The 15,670-nt window shown below is 62.9% G+C and carries 12 protein-coding genes; 1 reads left to right on the top strand and 11 read right to left on the bottom strand.

From position 1 onward, the window contains the following. Nucleotides 1-174: 174 nt before the first annotated feature. The 11 genes from AWB68_RS29695 to AWB68_RS29645 all read right to left on the bottom strand — a co-directional run bounded on the left by AWB68_RS29695 (nt 175) and on the right by AWB68_RS29645 (nt 13,372). Entirely contained in the window at nt 175-1,479 is a 1,305-nt protein-coding gene (locus AWB68_RS29695; RefSeq protein WP_087647892.1) for a sigma-54 interaction domain-containing protein, read from the bottom strand. Beyond that, nucleotides 1,476-4,571 carry a peptidase domain-containing ABC transporter gene (locus AWB68_RS29690; protein ID WP_087647891.1) on the bottom strand — a complete coding sequence of 1,032 codons (3,096 nt, stop codon included), beginning with the start codon at nt 4,569-4,571 and terminating at the stop codon, nt 1,476-1,478. The genes AWB68_RS29695 and AWB68_RS29690 overlap by 4 nt, the downstream gene beginning before the upstream one ends. A gap of 36 nt (nt 4,572-4,607) precedes the next feature. After that, nucleotides 4,608-5,360: a peptidylprolyl isomerase gene (locus AWB68_RS29685; RefSeq protein WP_087647890.1), complete on the bottom strand. Its 753-nt coding sequence runs from the start codon at nt 5,358-5,360 to the stop codon at nt 4,608-4,610. 77 nt (nt 5,361-5,437) lie between these two features. Then, entirely contained in the window at nt 5,438-6,811 is a 1,374-nt protein-coding gene (locus AWB68_RS29680; protein ID WP_087647889.1) for an HlyD family secretion protein, read from the bottom strand. Then, nucleotides 6,789-9,290 carry an FHA domain-containing protein gene (locus tag AWB68_RS29675; protein ID WP_087647888.1) on the bottom strand — a complete coding sequence of 834 codons (2,502 nt, stop codon included), beginning with the start codon at nt 9,288-9,290 and terminating at the stop codon, nt 6,789-6,791. The genes AWB68_RS29680 and AWB68_RS29675 overlap by 23 nt, the downstream gene beginning before the upstream one ends. Before the next feature lie 240 nt (nt 9,291-9,530). After that, nucleotides 9,531-10,973 carry an efflux transporter outer membrane subunit gene (locus AWB68_RS29670; RefSeq protein WP_374729620.1) on the bottom strand — a complete coding sequence of 481 codons (1,443 nt, stop codon included), beginning with the start codon at nt 10,971-10,973 and terminating at the stop codon, nt 9,531-9,533. A gap of 162 nt (nt 10,974-11,135) precedes the next feature. Then, nucleotides 11,136-11,414, bottom strand: coding sequence for a hypothetical protein (locus AWB68_RS29665; RefSeq protein ID WP_087647887.1), 279 nt, complete (start codon nt 11,412-11,414; stop codon nt 11,136-11,138). 85 nt (nt 11,415-11,499) lie between these two features. Next, nucleotides 11,500-11,778, bottom strand: a complete 279-nt coding sequence (locus tag AWB68_RS29660) for a hypothetical protein (RefSeq protein ID WP_087647886.1) — start codon at nt 11,776-11,778, stop codon at nt 11,500-11,502. Nucleotides 11,779-11,828: 50 nt separating this feature from the next. Continuing rightward, nucleotides 11,829-12,101 (bottom strand): hypothetical protein, encoded by a 273-nt coding sequence (locus tag AWB68_RS29655; RefSeq protein WP_087647885.1) that lies wholly within the window; start codon nt 12,099-12,101, stop codon nt 11,829-11,831. Nucleotides 12,102-12,456: 355 nt separating this feature from the next. Then, nucleotides 12,457-12,888, bottom strand: a complete 432-nt coding sequence (locus AWB68_RS29650) for a DUF4399 domain-containing protein (protein WP_087647884.1) — start codon at nt 12,886-12,888, stop codon at nt 12,457-12,459. A gap of 46 nt (nt 12,889-12,934) precedes the next feature. Then, nucleotides 12,935-13,372 carry a DUF4399 domain-containing protein gene (locus tag AWB68_RS29645; protein WP_087647883.1) on the bottom strand — a complete coding sequence of 146 codons (438 nt, stop codon included), beginning with the start codon at nt 13,370-13,372 and terminating at the stop codon, nt 12,935-12,937. 381 nt (nt 13,373-13,753) lie between these two features. Between AWB68_RS29645 and AWB68_RS29640 the strand changes: the two genes are divergently transcribed. Next, complete coding sequence (locus AWB68_RS29640) at nt 13,754-15,658, top strand: SUMF1/EgtB/PvdO family nonheme iron enzyme (protein WP_087647893.1); 1,905 nt, start codon at nt 13,754-13,756, stop codon at nt 15,656-15,658. The last annotated feature ends 12 nt before the right edge of the window (nt 15,659-15,670 follow it).

The following is a 15,670-nucleotide window of genomic DNA, read 5'->3' as shown; positions in this document are numbered from 1 at the left end:
TTTCTTTGCTTACTTTCTTTGCAGCAGCAAAGAAAGTGAGTCCCGCCCCGGACAGGGGCAGAGCAAATAAACCAAAAACAAAGCAAGTTCCATAGAAGCACAAGCGCATCAAACGGTGTTACCCCAACCAACCCCACCCCAACCCCACCCCAACCCCACCCCCAGCGCCAGCGATCACCTTTCCCTCTCCGCCGCCTTCTGCCGAAAGTCCTTCGAATGAAGCCCATGCTTTTTCAAAAGCATCTGTAAGTGCGAACGGTTCATCTCAAACCGCCGCGCCAGCTCCGCCACCGTCCCACCCACTTCCTGCAACCCCCGCTCAAGAAACGCGCGCTCGGCCTCATCACTCGCGGTACGCTTCGCCTCACTCAACGAGGTCGCTCCCGCAATCGCGCCTCCACCCGCCTGCGCGTCGTTCATCGCCACCGATAGCACCGACTTCGGCCGGATGTCGATCGGCAAGTGCTCGATGTCAGCCGTATCCGCCGCAAGACACGCAATGCGATAAATGATGTTGCGCAACTCGCGGATATTGCCGCGATAGTCGTAGTTCCTGAGAAAGTCGCGCAGCCGCGGCGACATCTTGACCGGGCGACGCTTGAGCGTAGCCGCCGCTTCGTCGCCGAAATAAGCCAGCAGCAGCGGAATCTCGTCGCGACGCTCGCGCAGCGGCGGCAAGGTCAGGTGAATGACGCTCAGCCGGTAAAACAAGTCCTCGCGAAACCTGCCCTCGTCGCAGAACTGCCGCAGGTTCCGATTAGTCGCGGCAACGATGCGCGTATCGACCGCAATCGGTTCATCCGACCCGACGCGCTGAATCTCGTGCGCTTCGAGCACGCGCAGCAACTTGACCTGCCCCGATAACGGCAACTCGCCGATTTCATCGAGAAAGATCGTGCCCGTGTGCGCGCTCTCGAACTTCCCCTTGCGATCGTTCGATGCACCCGTGAACGCGCCCTTCTTGTGCCCGAACAATTCCGACTCGAGCAGATTGTCGGGAATCGCGCCGCAGTTGACGGAGATATACGGCTTGTCCGCGCGCGACCCGTTCGCGTGGATCACCTTCGCCATCAGTTCCTTGCCCGTGCCGCTCTCGCCGTCGATCAGCACAGGCAAATCCGTCGGCGCGGCCTTTTCCGCGATTTCCAGCGCTTCGAGCAGCTTCGGGTTGTCGCCGAAGGTGCCCTCGAAGATGAAGCTGCGCTCGAGCAAGCCCTGCCGCCGCGCGCCAGGCGTCTGGTCGACGCGCTTCGGCTCCGCCACCGCTGCCTGCACGAAGCGCTCCTTGTGCGACAACTGCATGACCTCGTCGCGCAATGAACTCGCCTGCTTGAGCAACTTCTCGATCTCGGGGCGTTCGAGCTTGGACGACCATCGCAGCGTCGAACGAAGAATCTCGATCCTCTCGATCAGGCCGGCGTATGAAATGGCCGATCCTGGCGAGGGTGCGGCTTCTTCGGGTTGGTCGAGTATTTTCATGCTGCGCTCAGTTGCTTCTGCACCAGTTGGTAGTACATGCCCTTTCGCGCGACGAGTTCGTCGTGCTTGCCCTGCTCGACGATGCCGCCTTCGTACAGCACGAGGATCTTGTCGGCGCGCATGATCGTCGAGAGACGGTGCGCGATGATCACCGCCGTGCGGCCCTTGAGGATCTCCTGCATGTTGCCGAGGATGTTGCTCTCCGATTGCGTATCGAGCGCGGAGGTGGCTTCATCGAACACGAGCAGACGCGGGTCATGATAAAGCGCGCGCGCGATGCACAGGCGCTGTATCTGTCCGCCCGACAACCCCACGCCCCGCTCTCCGACGATCTGTTCGTATCCGAGCGGCAACTTCACGATGAACGGGTGCGCGTCGGCCATCTTCGCGACTTCTTCGATCCGCCTGCGATCCGGCGCTTCGTCGCCGCTCGCGATGTTCTCGGCGATCGTCCCCGAGAACAGCAGGTTGCTCTGCATCACATAGCCGATCTGCGCGCGGTAGTAGCCCTTGTCGATCACGCTCAGGTCGTAGCCGTCCACCACCATCTTGCCCTCGGTCGGCGCATAGAAGCCGACGAGCAGTTTCGCGAGTGTCGTCTTTCCCGAGCCGCTGCGCCCGACGATAGCGACGAGTTCGCCGGGCTTGATGTCGAAGCTGATGTTCTCCAGCACGTAGTCCGCATCCGACTCGCTGTACTTGAAGTACACGCCGTTCAGGCTGATCTCGCCCTGCAGGTCCGGCAGCATCACGCGCGATGCCAGATCGCCGGGCTTCTGTTCCGGCTCGATGTCGAGCACGTCGCCCAGCCGCTCCATCGCGACGCCCGCATCGTTCAGCAGGCTCCACAGGCCGATCAGCCCCATCAGCGGCGAGAGCACGCTGCCCATGAACGCGTTGAACGCAATCAGTTGCCCGATGGTCATCTCGTGCGTGAGCACCATGTTCGCGCCGACCCAGAGAATCGCGATCGTCGTCGCGGTGTTGAGCAACTGGCTGCCGAGGCCGACCGCGATGTTGAAGCCCTGCGCCCTGTACTGCACTTCGAGTGACTTCGCGTACTTCTTCTCCCACTTGATGCGCACCGGGCGCTCGATGCCCATGCCCTTGATCGTCTCCACGCCGCCGAGTGCTTCCATCAGGAACGACTTCGCATCGGTGGCAGCGGCGAACACCTCGCGCGCATAGTTCTTGATCTTCGGCGTGGCGACGGCCGTCAGCACCATGATCGGTATCACGAACACGATCAGGATGATCGTCATCTTCACGTTGTAGAGGAACATGATCGTGAAGTAGATGAAGATCATCAGCAGGTTCAGAACGGTCGTGACCGTCGATTCCGTGAGGAACGCGCGGATCGTGTGGTTCTCCTGGAAGCGCGCGAAGACGTCACCGGTCTTGCGCTTCGCGAAGAACGCGAATGGCAGCGAGAGCGTGTGCTTGAAGAACTGCGACATCATCGCGAAGTCCATGTTGCGGACCATGAAGTTCGCGAGATACGCGCGTATCGTCGACATCAACTGCGAGAACAGGTTCGAGATGATGAGACCCACGATCAGCACATGCAGCAAGCTGACGTTCTGATGCACGATCACGCCGTCGAGGATGTTCTGGATGATGAGCGGCGGAATCACGCCGAGCACCTGGATGACGAAGGTCGCCAGGAAAAGATGCAGCAGGATCTTGCGGTACGGCTTGAGATAACCGACGAACCTGATCCACGGCGAGCGTCCAACGGAAATCTGCGCCATTTCCTGGCCGGCCGTAAACAGCAGGCACGTACCGCTCCAGCCGCGCTCGAATTCGTCGACGGTCATCTTCTTGAAGCCGAGCGCCGGGTCCGCCACCCATATGCATTCCTTCGACACACCGTACACGACGATGTAGTGGTAGCCCTCCCAGTGCACGATGAACGGCAGGTCGAAGCCGCGCAGCGATTCGAACGTGCATTGCACGCCGCGCGTCGTGAAGCCGAGCGATTCGCCCGCGCGCGCGAGGCTGTCTAGCGTCGCGCCTTGCGTGGTGACGTTGGCGAGTTCGCGCAGCTTGCCGAGCGTCATCGCGATGCCGTAGTGCTTGCAGACCATCGCGAGACACGCGGCGCCGCAATCCATCTCCTCGGCCTGCTCGACCCACGCGAAGCGCTTGATGATGCGCTCGCCGAACTCGGCCTTGGTATGCAGGTCGAGCATCGACGGTATCTTGCGGCGCTCGGCGAGCTTCTTCTGCCGCAGCAGTTCGCGCTCGGTGAAGCGGATGCGCTCCTCCAGCACCTCGCGCAGCTTGGCATTGCGTTCGAGAATGAAGTGGACAGTCTTCTCGGGGATCACGAGCAGGCGCGTATCGGCGCTCGCGACGGCCGAGCACATCTGCTCCTGGCGCATCACGCAGGCCTTTTCGCCGAAGATCTCACCGGGGCCGAGCGTTGCAAGCAGATGCTCCGCGTTGCCCTCGCTGCGCACGATGCGCACTTCGCCCTGCCGCACGACGTAGAGTCGCCGGTCCTCGCGCGAGTCCTGCTTGAGGATCTCCTTGCCCGCGCCGACGCGCTTCACGCCGACACTGCGCACGCACTCTTCGAGTTCCGTCTTGTTGAGCTTGCCGCGCAGATCGAAGAGGCGCGCCACGAACCCGCCCGCCGAGTTGATCGCGACATAACTCGTGACGAACGCGAGCGCGGCCGGATTCGTCGAAATGATCGGTTCGATGACGCTGTGCGGAATGAACAGCAGTTCGGTCTTGCCCGAAGAACGCACCGACGATTCGTGCCGGTATTCGCGCAGCATCGCGATGTCGGCGAAAACTTCGCGTTCCTTGCGCACCCCCATGCTGATCTCTTTGCCGTGCTCCTCCGTGAAGATGCGCACGGAACCGGCCTTGATGACGAAGAGTCCGTCGGCCACGTCGCCCGCGTTGCACACCGTCTCGCCGAACGCAAAGAAGCGCGATTGCGCATGCTCGGCCAGTCGCTCGATTTCTTCGCGCGTGAACGGCGACAGCAACTCCACGGTCGCGAGGAAGTTGGCGACTGAACTCACGGGTGACTCTGCGGGTGAATCGGCGGGTAAGTCGGATTTGGGTGGCGCTTCCATGTGCTATCGATCCTTGTGGGGTGCGCGGCTCACTGCTCAGCGCGCCTCGATGATATGTTCCTGCGCCCGTGCGATCAGCCAGTCTTCGCGCAGCATCCGGCGGATCTCACCCGCGACGTCTTCGTCGAGCGTCGCTGGATGCTTCGCCGTGACCGAGAAGATCTCGAACTGCGATCCATCGGCGGCGAGGAACGGTCCGAGCAGATCGCCCGGGTTCGCGTTGAACACCTTCGCTTCGATGTCCGCCTTCAACTGCCCGCGCAGCACGCGGCCGATCACGCCGCCGTCGTCGCGCGTATCGGCGAGCGAATGTTCGCGCGCCATCTCCGCGAAGCTCTCGGGATCGTCGGTGAGATAGGAGATCATCTCCTTCGCCTTGCCTTCGGTATCGAGCACGATGTGGCTCACCTCGATGCTGTCGAACTTCGGCGAATTCAGCTTGAAGTACTCCTCGATCGCATCGTCGGTGCCGACCTGCTCCAGCATCTTTTCCTGGTACAGCGTGTCCGTGACGAACACCTCGAACTCGTCGAGGCTCACGTTCAGCGCGTCGAGGTAGTTGTTCATGTCGGCGGCCCGGTGCAGCCCGCGAATACGACGGAACTGGTCGGCCCGCGTCTGGATGTCCTCGGCCGTCACGACCACGCCATGCTGCTTCGCGGCGCGCACCGTCAGCTTGTCCCGCACGAGCTGTTCGATGAGACTGTCGAACTGACCGTTCAGCTTGAGCAGCCTCACGAACTCGCCGGTATCGATCACCTCGTCATCGATTTGCACTATCGCCGTCATCTCAATCGCTCCTTGAATGGTTGAACACGCGCGCACGAGCGCGGTAAGTGCTGCCTGTCTGTTGATCTATTTATCTGTTATCCGGCGACGTTCCTGAATGGGTCGAGTCCGAGATCGATCAGCCGCCGCTCGCGCACGACAATCTCCGCCGTCGCCGTCATGCCATAACGCAGCGGATACTTCGTGTCCGACACCTGGTAGTAGTCGCGGTCGAGCGTCACGCGTCCCTCGTACACCGGCTGCTTGCTCTGCGGGCTCGGTTTGGTCGCGGGGGAAATGAACGCGAGCGTCCCGTCGATCAGGCCATAGCGCTGGTACGGAAATGCGTTGAACTTCAACTTGACCGGCTGGCCTTCGCGCAGGAATGCGCGGTCGTGCTCGGCGATCTCGATCTTGAGCACCGGCCGCGCGTTCTTCGGGGCGATGCCGCCGAGCGGCGTATTGGCCTGTATCTTGTCGCCGGGTTGCGTCGAGGTGACGTCGGTGATCACGCCCGACACCGGAGCGAGGATCAGCAGGAAATTGTCCTTGTCGATATTCTCGAAGCGGATGCGCGCGGCGGCATCGGCGACGAGCCGTGCCGTCTGTAGTTGCAGACGCAACTTGTCCTGTGTGCTCGCGATCTCGCGCATCGCCGATTCGTATTGCAGGCGCAGGTTGATCGCTTCCTGACCGCTCGTCTCGAGTTGCGCCTTGGCCTGCGAATATTCGTGGCTGAGGCGGAAGTCGAGTTCCGAGAGCTTCGACTGCGCGACGCTGAACGCGCTGTCCGCTTCCAGGTACGTGTTGCGCTTCTGTTCAACCTGCGCCGCCGCGATGCCGCCGCCGCCCGGCAGCGCGAAGAGGCGCGCAAAGCGATCGAGGTCGAGCTTCGCGTTGTCGCGCGCGCGCCGCGCGCTTTCGAGCGCGCTGCGCGCTTCCTGAAGCTGCGCCTTCTGCCCTTCGGCAAGCTTGGTCGTGCCTTCCGACACGCGGTTCTGGTGCAGCCGCTCCTCCACTTCCATCTGATCCTTGAGGGCTGCGGCCTTGCGCTCCATCAGCAGCTTCTTCTCGGGGAACTGCTTCCATTCGCGTTCGGCGTCGTCCAACTTGAGGCGCGCTTCGAGCGCGTTGCTCGCGGCCTCGATCGCGCCGCGTGCGTTGATGCGTGCGAGCACATCGTCCTTCTGCACGGGCTGGCCTTCGGCGATGTAGAGATCGGCAAGCTCACCGTCGATCGGCGCGTAGATGCGCCGCACCTCCGATTCGGGCGAGAGCGTGCCCTGCGTCGTCACGATCACGTCGGCGCGTCCGACGAACGACCAGATCACCGCCGACACGACGAGCGCCACCATCGCGATGATGAGCGCCTGCGTGAGCCGCCACGGCTCGGCCGTCAGGATCGCGATGCCTTCGGGGCCGTGATCTTCCAGCGCCTCGGAAAAGGGCTTAAGGTGCGCGTCGTTCTTCACTGCCCGGTCCTCCTATCAGTGCCAGCTTGTCCCTCAGGAGCCCGGGCTCGAGCACCATGCGCAATTCCTGCAGCGAGCGCCGCTGGAGTTCCGCTTCCGCATTGATGTCGTCGGTCATCTTCTGCCACTTCGCGGCGCCATCGGCCTTCACTTGCTTGAAGATGCGCATGCCGTGCTGCGCGTCGGACTGCGCGCCGGCGAGCAGTCGCGCCTGCGAACGGAACGTGTCGGAGATACCCGCTTCGAGCCGTTGCGTGCCACCGATCGAACCGTTCGCACGATACTGCTGCCATTGCGACTGCGCGTGATTCAGCAGGTCCTGCGCGCGGGCGATCGCCTTGTCCCTGAATGCCGCGACATCCGGATCGGCGGCCTTCACGTAGAACGAATCCTCCTGCGGATCGAGCGTTTCATAGAACGACAGCAGCGCGTCTTCGTATGACTTGGTGCCGCGCGCCTTCTGCACGTCGGCGAACTGCGCGGCCACGGCTTTCTTGTGCGCGAGTTCAGCCGCGATCACATCCGACCACGGACCCGCCGGCATCTTCTGCAAGCCGTCGATGGCCGGTGCGCTCTGGCCGCTGCGCCATGCCTGCTGCACGCTTTGGTATCGGCTGACCACATCCGGCGACGGCAGCCGGCTTGCGCTCAGTTGACGGAACTGTTCCTGAAACGGCGGCGTCGTGAACTTGAGATTGCCGAGCATCGCCACCAACGGTCCGAGGCTCGCGCCGCGTGCCAGCTTCTGCAAATCGAGGTATTGCCGCAAGTCCTCGCGCACGCGATCGAGTCCGCCGAGGCGCGGATACTTGTCCGCGTAATCGTTCAATACGCCGTCCAGCGCTTCCGCATGATCCTGGCTCAGCTCCTTCGCGATGCTCGCTTTCAGCCGCTCGATCGCGGCGAGATACACGGAGTCATCGCTTTGCAGCTTGCGCAGATGGCTGAGCGCTTCGGCATACGGCGTCGCGAACTCCGGCACATACGAAGCGATGCGGTCGAGCGAACGCTGATGGCTGGACGCGTCGTCTTCCCAGTGCTTCAGGATCTCGCCGATGCGGTCTTCGTCCGCGTAGATACGGATCGGCGCATCGGGGCCGCCGCGGCCAAGCACGAAGCTTTCTAGCTTGCCGATCCACGCCAGTTCGTCGATAAGCGGACGCACGTCCGGGTTGTTGGCGCCAAGCTGTTTCATCTGCGCGATGATCGCGTTCGCCTTGTCGAACTGGTTGCTGCGCAGCGCCGCGAGCCACTCGGGCACTTTCGCCTTGAGGAGCGCTTCGGTATCGAGCGCGGAGAAGCGCGGATCGTTCGGATGCCGCTGCAGGTAGTCGCCAGCGACGCTCGCCGCCTGCTCGAACTGGCCGCTCGCGATCAGCCCCTTCACCTGACGCTCCGACGATCCATTGAAGAACAGCGCCGTCGAAATCGCCGCGAGCGCCGCGATCACGACCGCGCCGATGATGAGACCGCGCCTGGACGTGATGCGCTCGTTGCCCGTGAAGGCCGCGCGCAGTGCCGAGAACATCATCGCGAACTTGCTTCGCTCGCGGCGTCGTTCGCCCTCCTTCTTCGACTCCGCCGCAGCGGGGAGCGCTTCCTGGTTGACCTCGTCCTCGTGCGGGATCGGCTGGTCGACGCAGAAGATATCGAGGAACGAATGCGCGGAGCCGACGAAGGTCGTCTTGTCGCTGTCGGCGTCGACGTCGACCTTTGCCTTGGCGGCCGTCGGCTTCACCTGCGTGAGCGTCGAATCGCCTTCCGGTTCGCGGCGCACGCTGACGCGATAGACGAAATGCGTGCCGCCAAACGCGACCACGGTGCCGTCGTCGAGCGGGACTGCCGGCGCATCGAGCCGCTCGCCATTGACGAAGGTTCCGTTCGTGCTGCCCAGGTCCTCGATGAACGGCGCACCGTTCTTCAGGAAAATATGCGCATGACGCCGCGACACGTAATTGACCTGATGCGGATACTCCTCGCGATAACGCGCGATCAGCTCATCGGCCTTGCTGATCAGGAACGGGAACTGGGCAATGTCGATCGGCTGCAATCCGAGGTCGTCGTGCTCGGGCGTCAGCGCGACCGTGACCCCGCGCGCCACGGTTGCGCGCGGCTTCGCTCGCGGAACGAACTGCACGCGATACGACAGCTTGCTGCCAAAGGAGATCGTGTCGCCGTGATGCAGTTGCGCCGGCTTTTGCCGAACCTCGACGCCATTCACCGACGTGCCGTTCTTGCTGTCGAGATCGGCCAGGTACACCGCGCCATGCTCGGTGAAGATGCGCGCGTGGCGGCGCGACAGTTGCGCGACGGCCTCGGGCGCGCACGAATCGAACGGCGCCTCGGCACGGCCGATCGGAAACAGGTTTTCGTCGATGCGGATATCCGCCAGCTCCGGATGCGATAGCGGCCGGAGGACGACATCGAATGCCTCGCCCACGCTCGCGTGCACCTCTGCTATCGAATCGCCAGGAGCCATGTCCACGTCACAAGGAGCGTCTAGCCGCTGCCGCATGCGCGCCAGTGGAAAGCCCGAAAACGCCTGGGCAAATAGACTTTGTTGGACTGAGCCGCCCGCCGGGCGGCAACTGTAGAAAGTGTAAGGCACGCAGTGCCGGAGTCAATCGCCGGGCACTGGCTCTCGACGCCATATCAAAGCCGCTTCGGCGCATCTTCGGATTCCTGACCGGGGTCGAAAGCTCAGACGATATAGAGCGATTTATTGCAGCGTTTCCTTACTTACATTCTGCACCGTGGTGGTCGGCCAGCCGCCGCCGAGCGCCTTGTAGAGCGTCACTGTGTCCGACAACAACTGTTGGTGATTCGCGAGCAGCGCGAGTTGCGCGGCAAGCAGCGTGCGCTCCGTCTCGAACACTTCGAGCTGCGAGATCACGCCTTCCTTCAGTTGCGCGTCGATCTGCGCCGCGACGACGGACAGATGCGCGACCTCCTGCTGCAACTCGACGCGCTGCTTCTCGTGCGAATCGAGATTCACCAACGCGTTTTCCACTTCTTCGAATGCGCTCATCACCGTAGCGCGGTATTGCTGCTCGACGACCGTGGTTTGCGCTTCGGTCGTCTTGACGTGCGCGCGCACGCTCGGGTCGAGGATCGGGATGTTGATGCTCGGCAGAAAGCTGAACGTGAAGCTCTTCAGCAAGTCGGTGAGCTGGAGGCTTGCGCTGCCGCCGCGTCCCGTCAGGCTGATGGTCGGCAGTTGCGCGAGCTTCGCCTGGCCGACGAGGTCGTAGGCTTCGAGCACGCGATACTCCGCCGCGATCAGATCGGGCCGGCGCGCGAGCAACTGCGAAGGCAGCCCCTGAGGCACCACCGGAATCTGCACGCGCTTCTGCAAATGGCCGTCGGGCACCTTGAAGTCGCCGGCCGGCACGCCGGTCAACGTGGCGAGCGCGTTGTCCGCGAGATCGCGCGAGCGCCGCAGTTCCAGCAGTTCGCGCGTCAGCCGGTTCAGTTCGGCGCGCTGCGTGAGCACCTGCGTCTTCGGCACGAGGCCGTTATTCTGCATGCCTTCGAAGATCGTCAGGATCTTCTGGTTGGTCGCGATGGTCTGCTTCTGCTGCTCGATCTGGTCGTCGAACTGGAGGATCTGGAAATAGGTCGTCGATACGTCCGAGACGAGCTTCAGATAGCCCGCGCGCCAGTCCCACTCGGTTGCGCGGAATTCGGCCTTCTGCGCCTGCACGCCCTTCTCGACCGCGCCCCAGATGTCGATGTCCCAGTTCACCTGCGTCGCGAGGTTGAATTGCTTCGAGAAGGGCTGGCCGGTCGTCTTCTCGAAGCTCGCGCCGGCGCCGAGGTCCATCGTCGGCAACGCGCCCGCGCGGGCCTCGCCGATCTGCGCACCCGCCACCTGGATCCGCGCGGCGAGCACCTTGAATTCGAAATTGTTGTTGATCGCCTTCGTCACCAGCGAATCGAGGTACGGATCGTGGAACTGCTTCCACCAGTCGGGCTGGATCGTTTCGCTCGCCGTCACGACGGGCTTGGAATAGGCAGTCTTTTCCGGCGTGTCGGGGCGCTTGTAGGTCGGCACCTTCACATCGAAGCACGCGCTCAAGAGCGTCGCGCACAACGTGCCATAAAACGCCAGCCGGATGCCACGCCCGAATCCGCTGCGCCACGACTGCGACAAGGCTTGCACGATCTCACTCCCGGTGAACGCAGACCGAACAGGGCGTGGTTGGACGATGAAACTCAAGTAGAGCACACGGCGCGTCGCGACTCCATACAGGTTCGTCACTAGATGCGCGTTTTTGAGTTTCATGAGTTTTCACGAGTGTTCTTGAAGTGCCGATGGGGTGCTTTACAGCGGGCCGCCGTTGAACACGTTGACCGTGTTCACGTTGTCGGCCTTCTGGACCGGCTTGACGTTCGACAAGACGCCGCTGGAGAACGCGACGTTGCCGCCGTTCTGGTTGAAGACGTTCTGGTTCTGGCCGATCAGTTGCTGCGTATCGAACGTGAAGCTGGTCAATGACGTGTTGTAGCCCGGCAGGTAGAACGCGCCGCCGCGTACAGCGGACATGGCGGTGCGGTCGAGTTCGGCACTGTGCGGCAGTTCACGGATCGAGAGAGTGGACATGGCGGTCTCCTTGCGCTTCAGGTTGAGAGGTTGTGGACGGAGATCCCCGGATCTCCGCAATTCAGGTTGCAATTCATGTTGCAATTCATGCGACGAGTCCGCCCGGGAACACGTTGATCGTGTTCGTGTTCTGGGCTGTCTGGACCGGCTTGACCTTCGAGTCGATGCCGGTCACGAAGGCGGCGTTGTTGCCGTTCGCGTTGGAGACGTTCTGCGTCTGGCCGATCATTTGCTGCGTGCTGAATGCAAAGTCGGTCGAGGACAGGAAGCTCGGAAAGTAGAACGTGCCGCCGCGCACTGCGGACATTTCCTGACTGTCGAGCTGCGTACGGTGTGCGAGGTCGCTGATCGTGATCGATGACATGGTGGTGCTCCTTGCGTATGAATCGGCGTTGGGAATGACGTGGCGGGGACTTAACCGCCGAACACGTTCAGCGTGTTGCTGTTGTTCGCTTTCTGGACCGGCTTGACGTTGGAGCCGATGCCTTCCGAGAACGCGACGTTGCTGCCGTTTTCGTTGAAGACGTTCTGCGTCTGGCCGATCAGTTGCTGCGCGCTCACCGACAGGTCGAACTGGGAGAAGTTGTAGCCGGGAAAGAGGAACGCATTGCCGCCACGCACGGACGACATGGCGCGGCTGTCGAGTTCTGCTGTCACGGCGAGGTCTTTGATCATCAGCGATTTCATTTCAGCGCTCCTTGGAGGGCAGGCTTTCGGGGTTGGTCGAGCATTCAGTGTCTGCTCGCGTGGAGTCAACGCACGGCCCGTGCCAAGCGCGTCGCACGCGCTGAAGATGGATTTCAACCCATTGAAAATAAAAGGGAAATCTGACGATCACCCGACGCACAACGCGGCGTCGGCGCGCAATGCATGACGGCTAAAAACCAACAGCCCGCAGCACGAGTGTTGGACCGTCAGCGACACCTGGATTTATCAGTTGGCTCGCCGCGCAATCAGGAACCAACCGACGCGCAGGATCGATGGAAACATCGCAGCGGATGTTCCTGAGAAGAAAGCAAAGCGCCCGAAGGCGCCCGCTCTGCTACTTCACGGTGATGGTGATCTTCTTCGAATACACCGGCGGGTTATGCGGGATGTGCTTGTCATCGCCCATCAGCAACTGCAGCGTATGCTTGCCCGGCGGCAGTTCGAGCGTCGTCTCGGTTTCACCCGCACCGTAGTGCAGATGATTCCGGTCCGACGGAATCTCCTGATCCATCGGCGGCAGGTCCGTATCGATCAACAGATGGTGATGCCCCGTGTTCGGATACTTCACGCCACGGGGCGCAACGCCCATGTAGCGCAATCCGAACCACACCTTGAACGGCTTGCCGGCCGGCACGACCTGGCCGTCGTTCGGATAGCCGATGTACGCGTAAGCGTTCGGCGGCGCCGGCGTCGTGCCCGCCGTGGCGAGGCCCGCGCCAGCGATGAGCGAAGCCGCAAGCGCGGCGGCGGCGAATACCTTGTTCATGGCTTGTGCCCTCCGCTGGGTTCTGCCCGAATGCGCGGTGCCGGTTTCATCGCACGGTGATCGTGATCTTCTTCGAATACACCGGCGGGTCGTGCGGCACGTGGTTCATGTCGCCCAGGAGCAGTTGCAGCGTATGTTTGCCGGGCGGCAATTCGATCCGCGCGTCGGTCTCGCCCGCACCATAGTGGAGATGGTTCCGGTCAGACGGAATCTCCTGGTCCAACGGCGGCAGGTCCGTGTCGATCAGCAGGTGATGATGTCCGACATTCGGCAGATCGATGCCCTTCGGACACACGCCCATGTTGCGCAAGCCCATGCGCACCCACAGCTTGCCGCCCGTGATGACGGCGCCGTCCGGCGGCCAGATGATGTACTCCTCGGCGTTGGCCGGCGACGCCGAACGCGGGCGAGTGGCCGGAAACGACGAATCCGCAGCCAGCGCCGCGAGCGAAGCCAGCGCGCCAAGTATTGTTCTTCTCAGCATGTCTACGCAGCCTCCCGCAAGGTCGGAAAACGATCGATCGGTCGCCGGCGCGGGTGCTTTCCGCCACGCCGTCCTTCGGTTGCGTCCGCAGTGTCGTCCTTTAGCTTAGGACGTAAGTCCTCAAAAAGATACGTACAACGACAACGCGCAAAGTGGTCTGGCGCACACGGGAGCTCACGCGATCCCTCACAAGGAATCCCTGCACAATGGGATTAAGCATGGGCTGACACCGTGCTATCGTTGTCGATGCTGAATCCCGCACCGGCCACACGCCGGAGGAGCGCGGCGGCGTAGACCACGCCGATGCAGCTCTGGCACGCGAAGCCGTCAACGCGCGTCGTCGATCAACTATCTTCAATGCCGGATAGACAGGGTGTGAATATGTGGCGAAAACTCTTGATCGTATGCATATTCGGAACGATCGGCGTGCAGTCCGCGCAAGCCGCGCCGATCGCGCTTGAGGCTCGGCCTTCCATCGAACGCGCTGTCGATACCGCGGACACGGCGCTCGCCGCGCCGCGCATCGCGCTCGTCATCGGCAACGCGGAGTACGGTGCGCATCCGCTCGCGAGCCCTCTCAACGACGCAAGCCGCATGCGCGACACGCTCGCCTCGCTCGGCTTCGAAGTGATGAGCTATGCGAACCTGACCGAACCGCAGATGAAAGCGGCGCTCGCCGAATTCGACCGGCGGCTCGGTGCCCGTGGCACCGGACTCTTCTACTTCGCCGGACACGGCCTGCAGACCTCGCGCGACACGCTGTTGATCCCCGTCGATGCCGACAGCGGATCGCCCGCGCGGCTCGTGACGAAGGGCATCGCGCTGCAAGGCGTGCTCGACGGCATGGCGCACCCGGGCGGCGGCGGGACGAATCTCGTCATCCTCGATACGTGCCTGAACGATCCGTTCGAGCCGGCCGCCGCACCTTCGCCGCGGCTTCCCGCGAACACGCTGGTCGCGTACGCGACGGCGCCGGGTTCGCTCGCCGTCGACGGCGACGCTCATGGCGTCTATACGGCCGCGCTGCTGGAGGCGCTGGCGACGGGACATCGCGACGTCGCGGATGTGTTCGGTGCGGCGGCTTCGTCGGTCGCCCGCGCGACGGATCGGCAACAGATGCCATGGATCGCTTCGACGCTCGCGCAAGGCGTCCAGTTCGGCGCACCGCGCGCGGGTGTCGACATTGCATCGGTCACGACGCAAGCGCCGATCGCGGCCCGCACGCGCGGCATCCTGCCCAAGGACAGCAGCGAGCAGTATGAGCTGACCTTCTGGGATTCGATCAAGGACAGCAACTACCCGAGCGACTACGAAGCCTATCTGAAGGCTTATCCGAACGGTCGTTTCGCGGCACTCGCCAAGGCCCGCATCGAGCGGCTGCGCGCCGCCGGGGCGCCATCCGGGGCACCTTCCTCGCATACGCCGCCGGTCGTCGCGGCGCCCGCGCAGCCTACGCAGCCCGTACAGAAGGCCAAGCCGGCACCCGCCGCGCCGCCCGCCGAAGCAGCGCGAACCCCGGCTGCTCCGCCGTCGCCGTCCGCGCCTTCGACCGCCGCGAAGACCGCGAGCGGCAGCGAACTCAAGGACTGCCCGACGTGCCCGGTGCTGATCCCGCTCTCGCCCGGCACGTTCACGATGGGCAGCAACTCCGACGATCCCGCCGAGAAGCCGCCGCATCGCGTGTCGATCGGCCAGCCGTTCGCGATCGGCAGATACGAAGTCACCATCGAGCAGTGGAAGGCGTGCGCGGATGCGGGAGCCTGCACGGCGATCGCGATCGATGGCAATCCGCCGAACAATTCCCCGATGCGCAACGTCAGTTGGGATGATGCGCAGGTCTATGTGAAATGGCTGAGCAAGATGGGCGGCAAGTCATACCGGCTGCCCAGCGAGGCCGAATGGGAATACGCGGCGCGCGGCGGGACGTCGACGGTTTATTGGTGGGGCGACCAGATGAAGAAGGGCAATGCGGACTGCAAGGATTGCGGCGATCCGTACTCGGCGGAAGGACCGGATGCGGTCGGATCGTTTACGGCGAATCCGTATGGGCTCTTTGACATGAACGGCAGCGTCTGGGAATGGGTCGCCGATTGCTGGCATAGCTCGTACAAGGGCGCGCCCGCCGATGGCCGCGTGTGGGACGATCCTGCGTGTTCCGTGCGGGTGATACGTGGCGGGTCGTGGCGCGAGGGCGCGGGGTATATGCAGTCGGCGACGCGCTTCAAGTACAGCGCGAGTGTGCGGCAGTCGCAGAATGGTTTTCGCGTCGTGCGGGATATGAAGTAATGGGGGATTGTG

The organism is Caballeronia choica, from assembly GCF_001544535.1.
In the GTDB taxonomy this organism is placed as follows: Bacteria; Pseudomonadota; Gammaproteobacteria; order Burkholderiales; family Burkholderiaceae; genus Caballeronia; species Caballeronia choica.
Note: the sequence above shows the minus strand (reverse complement) of the source record. Positions and strands in the feature narration are given on the sequence as shown.